This window comes from Brasilonema sp. UFV-L1 (assembly GCF_012912105.1).
Lineage (GTDB): Bacteria > Cyanobacteriota > Cyanobacteriia > Cyanobacteriales > Nostocaceae > Brasilonema.
In genome coordinates, this window is the sequence record NZ_QMEA01000242.1 from 1 (window position 1) to 5,351 (window position 5,351).

Annotated in this window: 6 protein-coding genes; all 6 read right to left on the bottom strand. The window is 44.0% G+C overall.

Features of this window, described 5'->3' with window-relative positions; all coding sequences use genetic code 11:
- Window positions 1-349: 349 nt before the first annotated feature.
- The 6 genes from DP117_RS33405 to DP117_RS33430 all read right to left on the bottom strand — a co-directional run bounded on the left by DP117_RS33405 (window position 350) and on the right by DP117_RS33430 (window position 5,173).
- Window positions 350-907, bottom strand: a complete 558-nt coding sequence (locus tag DP117_RS33405) for a GNAT family N-acetyltransferase (protein ID WP_211176504.1) — start codon at window positions 905-907, stop codon at window positions 350-352.
- A gap of 180 nt (window positions 908-1,087) precedes the next feature.
- Window positions 1,088-1,420: a GNAT family N-acetyltransferase gene (locus DP117_RS36790; RefSeq protein ID WP_211176505.1), complete on the bottom strand. Its 333-nt coding sequence runs from the start codon at window positions 1,418-1,420 to the stop codon at window positions 1,088-1,090.
- Window positions 1,421-1,459: 39 nt separating this feature from the next.
- Complete coding sequence (devC, locus tag DP117_RS33415) at window positions 1,460-2,626, bottom strand: ABC transporter permease DevC (RefSeq protein WP_169222458.1); 1,167 nt, start codon at window positions 2,624-2,626, stop codon at window positions 1,460-1,462.
- Window positions 2,627-2,680: 54 nt separating this feature from the next.
- Window positions 2,681-3,874, bottom strand: a complete 1,194-nt coding sequence (locus tag DP117_RS33420; protein WP_169222459.1) for an ABC exporter membrane fusion protein — start codon at window positions 3,872-3,874, stop codon at window positions 2,681-2,683.
- On the bottom strand, window positions 3,871-4,434 hold the full coding sequence (locus tag DP117_RS33425; protein ID WP_169222460.1) for a TetR/AcrR family transcriptional regulator: 564 nt from the start codon (window positions 4,432-4,434) through the stop codon (window positions 3,871-3,873). The genes DP117_RS33420 and DP117_RS33425 overlap by 4 nt, the downstream gene beginning before the upstream one ends.
- Window positions 4,435-4,741: 307 nt before the next feature.
- The gene (locus tag DP117_RS33430) at window positions 4,742-5,173 is read right to left on the bottom strand and encodes a DUF6220 domain-containing protein (protein ID WP_169222461.1); all 432 of its coding nucleotides are present in this window, start codon (window positions 5,171-5,173) and stop codon (window positions 4,742-4,744) included.
- Window positions 5,174-5,351: the final 178 nt, after the last annotated feature.

Genomic DNA, 5,351 nt, shown 5'->3' on the forward strand with positions numbered 1-5,351 from the left:
TACTCAGGTCGGTGTTGGGTAGTTCACTAAATCATTCTTGGTTCGTAGTAGCGCTTAAGCGCTTACCGGGACTTAGACAAAAAACACAGACAAAATAGCCTCAAACGCATATCCTAAAAGACTTTGACATCGTTTGGCGCCTGCTTGTTGATATATCTGGGTTCTTTGGGCTTTTTGGGCATTTGGTGTGTTTTCCTTGTCCTGCATAGGTTTGAGGCTTGTTTTGTCCTCAAAAATGTTTAAGTCCCATTACTCCCTTCCCGTTATAAGATTACCTATCTTTTTCTTTCTTTTTCTTGGCGCTCTTAGCGTCTATGTCCTGCGGACACGCTGCGCGCTTGGCGGTTCGTTAATCGGTCGTAGCTCTAATCAGTACAAATTCCTCTAAATCGTGATACTTCCCTTTCCAAAAACCATGCTGTTTCAGAATATTTTTGTGCTGAAAACCTAAATTTTCTAGCAACTTTTTAGAAGCAATGTTGTCTAACATGACCCCCGCAATAACGAAGCGTAAGCCTATTGTCTCGAACCCAAATTGCAAAATAGCACGCAACGCCTCAGTCATAATTCCTTGTCTCCAAAAGGAACTAGCAAGTTCGTAGCCGACCTCAGCACTATGCGTCTGCTTATTCCACGTAAAGCCACAAGAGCCAATCAAAATGTTATCTTGTTTACGAACAATTCCCCATCTTATTCCACTCCCACTTTCAAATCTTTTTGTTCGTCGCTTAATGAGCTGTAGTGCTTCCTCAATATCAGTGAAGGTATCAAGGTCATGAAACTGGGTTACTGCTGGGTCAGAAAACAGAGCAAACACAGCTTTAGCATCTTCTGGGGTTTCCTTACGAAGAAGAAGGCGTTCGGTTTCTAATTTTGGAAAAGAAGGCAAGAAAAAATTTGCACTCATTGGGAATTTGACTTTATTAAACCTTCAGTAATCGAGGTTGTATTCAACTTTATTTCTCTTGAAAAACTTTCTGATCAAACTCTTTAAAAAAACACAGGGAAGAGGGAACGCTTAACAGGCAAGAAGGGAAAGAGTGTTTCTTTCATTAGAGATTTAGATTTTGCATAGTTCAACTAAAACTTACAAAAGATTGATTCTGAATTCAACACCATGCTCCTCAAAACCCAGGCGCTGATATAATTCGTGTACCTTTGGTTTAGAGCTTCTGCTGGTCGCAATTAACTTGTAACAACGATATTCCCGTGCAATTTCAATAATCTTCTTGACTAGCTGAGTCCCGTATCCTTTTCCCCGATAATTTTCATCCACAAAAACATCTTCCATCAGCCCAAAAGGCTCATTATGTAAATCATTGTGCATCACGTATAGAAAAGCATGGGCGAGTTCGATACCGTTGTGTTCAATCGAGAGGCGAACGCCTTCTGCTTTTTTAGAGTTTCGTTTAATTTCCACAATTGACTTTTCCAGGAGTTATTTAGCGAATTTTTGGCTTCAGAAAATATCAGCGGGATCAGCAGACTGTAATTTACGCATGGCGATCGCCCCCGATGCAATACACATCACAAGAGTTAAAGACAGCACCAGTACGAGACGATCTACCGACATTTTAACGGGAAGTAGCGTTGCTTGTGCAACCAGTCCATAAAGCCCAAGTGAAATTGCAAATCCAGGAATAAAGCCCAGAATTGCTAGAATCAAAGCCTCTTGAAGCAAAATTCCAATCAAGAAGCGATCGCCGTAACCCATTGCTTTCAGCGTCGCGTATTCGGGTAAGTGATCGGAAACATCAGAGTAAAGAATCTGATAAACAATCACCGTCCCCACCAAAAACCCTACGACAGTTCCAAATCCAAAGATAACGCCGATAGGACTGACTTGACTCCAATAGTTTCTCTCCCGTTGTATAAATTCTTCTTTTGTTAAAATCAGCACATCATTCGGTAATTTGGCTTTTAAATTTGCCTGCACTTGCTTAAGGTTGGCATTCGGTTTCAACGTGATTAAACCAACATCTATATCGTCCGGTCGGCGTTCTGAAAACAGACGCAAAAAAGTAGAGTCACTCACAATGAGATTGCCATCAGCCGAGAATGAAGCTCCCATTGTGAACACACCAGTGACTTTAATTTGTAAGTCATTAAGTTGGGCTGAAAGCGGTTTAGATTGCTGAAGTTGTTCAGCAACATTACCCAAATCAGGTCGCGCCGCCTGATCATAAAGCACATAATTCAACATCTTGAGTTTATTGAATTGGCTTGTCGCATCTGCTACATCCATCGCTGGGTTACTGGGATTGAGACCATAGATCTGTACCTGCCAGAATGTCCGATTAGTAGGATTACGCCATCTTCCGACTCCTAGATAAAGAGAGTTGATCGAAGCGACTCCATCTGTACCTGCTGTCTGAAACAGCCTGGAACGTGAGAAGGGTTTGATAGTTTGCACGTTATCAGACACGGAATTAATCAGAAATAAGTCCCCCCGTAGTCTGTAGTGCATCGCCGTAGCAGAAACATAAGCAGACTCCATCAGTCCTAGTTGAAAAAACATGAGGATATCGGCAAAGCCAATTCCAGCCAAGGCAACAAAGAGGCGGGTTTTTTCTCGCTTCACCTGAAGCCATGCTAAGGGTGTTTTGCGAAATAATTTGCGTAGCATACGTTCCACCACCAGGTGTCACAAAAAATGTTAATATCGGTTAAGCGTTATGTTTTAGTTCAAACTCACTTCCGGTTGAATTGCTACCTGCACTTGCAAGTTAGTTAGGCTTGCCACTTGTTGACTATCCTTGGAATTGAGGCGAATTCTCACTTCAACGACGCGGCGATCAAGGTTCTCTCCAGGCTCTTTGCTGAAGACTTCTTGCTTGCTGACTTGCAATCCAACCAGTTGAACTGTTCCCCGTAGTTCTCCGGGAAATGCCTCGCCAGTGATGACGGCTGATTGACCAATGCGAATCTTGCCAATATCGCTCTGGTAAACTTCTGCAACCACTTCCATCTGGTCAGTTTTTCCCAAATCAACAATGCCTTCGTCAGCGATCGCCTCACCTGGTTTTGTGTAAACTTCTAAAACTTGTCCTGTTATCGGTGCGCGGATGGTTGCTTCCTGTAACTCAGCTTTAGCTCGTTTCACTGCTGCGATTGCTTGGTCTACTTCTGTTTGTGCAACTTGAACATCTACAGGACGAACCTCCGCAATCTGGTTGAGTGTCGCTTTGGCTCGATTGATTTGGGCACGTAAGGTGTCAGCAGTACGATTCCGAGTGGATTTGACTTCTTTGAGTTGTGCCTGGGCTGTTTCCAATGTCAGCCGTTTTTGATCGAGGTTGGAAGCCGAGAAAGCACCCTCTTGATACAATGTTAGATAGCGGTTATATTCTGAGAGTGCGACATTAAGTTCGGATTGGCGACGGGTAATGGTAGCTGCTTGAGTGACAATTTCACCCTGCAACTCTTCTTCCAGACGAGCAATTTCCGCTTTCTGAGCTGCAATCTCTCCAGTTTTTGCCCCCGCTTTTGTTTGCAAAAGTTTGGCTTGAGCTACCTTGACTTTTTCCTGGGCTTCAAGTAGAGCTGTTTGTAAGCGGTTGCGGCTCTCCAAAATTGCAATCTCTTGACCTGCCTTAACGCGATCGCCCCGCTTAACTAACAGTTTCGCAACCCGATCATTGTTTAGCGTTGTCGGAGCAGCCACTCGCACCACTTCTGATGCCGGTTCTAGCCGTCCTAAAGCTGTGATCGGTTGGTTCACAGGTACCGATGCTACAGGTTCGGCAGGCTTTTGTCCAAACCGAGAAAAGCTGTAGTATAATGAGCCTCCCGCGATCGCAATTCCTACAACATAGAGCGCGATCATCCACCGATTAAGAGGTTTTAGCCGTTGCAGCATTGTAGGAGTCTTCATTTTTCCAGATAACTAATCAACATCTTTCCCAGTAGAACGATTTGTTCGGCGATCGAAACATCATCCCCTGACAATCGCCTCAGCATTAAGCCCTGCACTTGAGTCATGATAAAATCAGTCAGGGCTGGATCACAAATGCCAAAAAATTCAGTGATCGATTGCTTAGTTTGTTTCTCGATTCGCCTTAATGCCTGATTCTCGCGGATTGCATCGGAGCCTTGCTGCTGACAGAAATCAACCATCATACAGGTTTCCTTTATCAAGCGATCTTCGTACCTGAGTGCGAAGTTGGCTAGCGCCTCGAACCGCTGTGATAGTGTTTGTCCATCTTTCAATTCGCTTGCAAAAATCAGCAAATACTCCTGACTTGTTTCCTCAACCAGTTGCTCAAACATGTCCTCCTTACGCGGGAAGTAGTAATAGAGTGTTCCGGTGGATACGCCCAACTCTTTGGCAATCTGTCGAGTTGTGATGGAGGCGTATCCTTTCTCAGCAAACAAGTCAAAGCACTTGTAGAGCAACTCTTTGCGATATTGCTCGTGATTGACAATCTTAGGCATCTACATTTTATTATATCGGGCAACCGTTATTTAATAATAACTTACTTGGTGCCTCGTCAACTCCACAGATCTATAGAAAGAAGTCAAGAATCAGTGAACAGTACCAGCCGCAGTGAACAATTGATAACTGATACTGGGGGTACTTGGTAACTGGTAACCCTTCGGGAACGCGGGTCGCCTACGGAGGGAAACCCTCCTGCAGCGCTGGCTCACTGATAACTGATAACTGATAACTGATAATTGATAATTGATTGGTCAGTTCCATTGAAAATAGTGGTTGGGGCATTTCATGTAGATCATTGCTTTATCAACTTGCATCACTTTCATCATCTGACTTGGGAAATATTACACGCTGCACGCGATGAACCAGTGTAGTGGAAACAGAGAACAGTGTAAATCCAATGAGTGGGTGAAGCACTCCCAACGGTAAAGGTGATTTCAGGTGAATCGTGAGAAATTGCAGTCCCAGCAGCACAGGCATACTTACCGTGAGGCTGCGCACTCTGCGAGAAAATGGAACCAAATATACCCATAAAAGCAGAATTAGTGACAATCCGCCATAGCCACGCACCAGCCAAACATGGACATTCCACCATTGGGGGTTGTAAAAGTATGCCAGTCCAACAGTCAACACTTGGGCATTCAGGCAGATATTGAAGAGTATCACTATCGTGAAAAAACCAATCTGACTCCAGCGTGCAGGTGGTTGTGTGGTATTAGCGCTAAAACTTGTTGCCATAATGAAATTTTTCTTTACAAATTAACGATCGCAATAGAATCTATCCTAAGAACAACAACCAATCACGCCTAGTCCTCGAACGAGTACACTTTGCTGATTAATATCGTGTCCGGTAAATTAGTTATGATTTCCACCTTGACTGCACCCCACCCCTCAATCCCCTCCCCTTAGTAAGGGG

What these genes read in the sequence shown, in the direction of transcription:
- DP117_RS33405 (WP_211176504.1), bottom strand. Translation starts at nt 907, where the DNA reads ATGAGTGCAAATTTTTTCTTGCCTTCTTTTCCAAAATTAGAAACCGAA.
- devC (WP_169222458.1), bottom strand. Translation starts at nt 2,626, where the DNA reads ATGCTACGCAAATTATTTCGCAAAACACCCTTAGCATGGCTTCAGGTG.
- DP117_RS33420 (WP_169222459.1), bottom strand. Translation starts at nt 3,874, where the DNA reads ATGAAGACTCCTACAATGCTGCAACGGCTAAAACCTCTTAATCGGTGG.
- DP117_RS33425 (WP_169222460.1), bottom strand. Translation starts at nt 4,434, where the DNA reads ATGCCTAAGATTGTCAATCACGAGCAATATCGCAAAGAGTTGCTCTAC.
- DP117_RS33430 (WP_169222461.1), bottom strand. Translation starts at nt 5,173, where the DNA reads ATGGCAACAAGTTTTAGCGCTAATACCACACAACCACCTGCACGCTGG.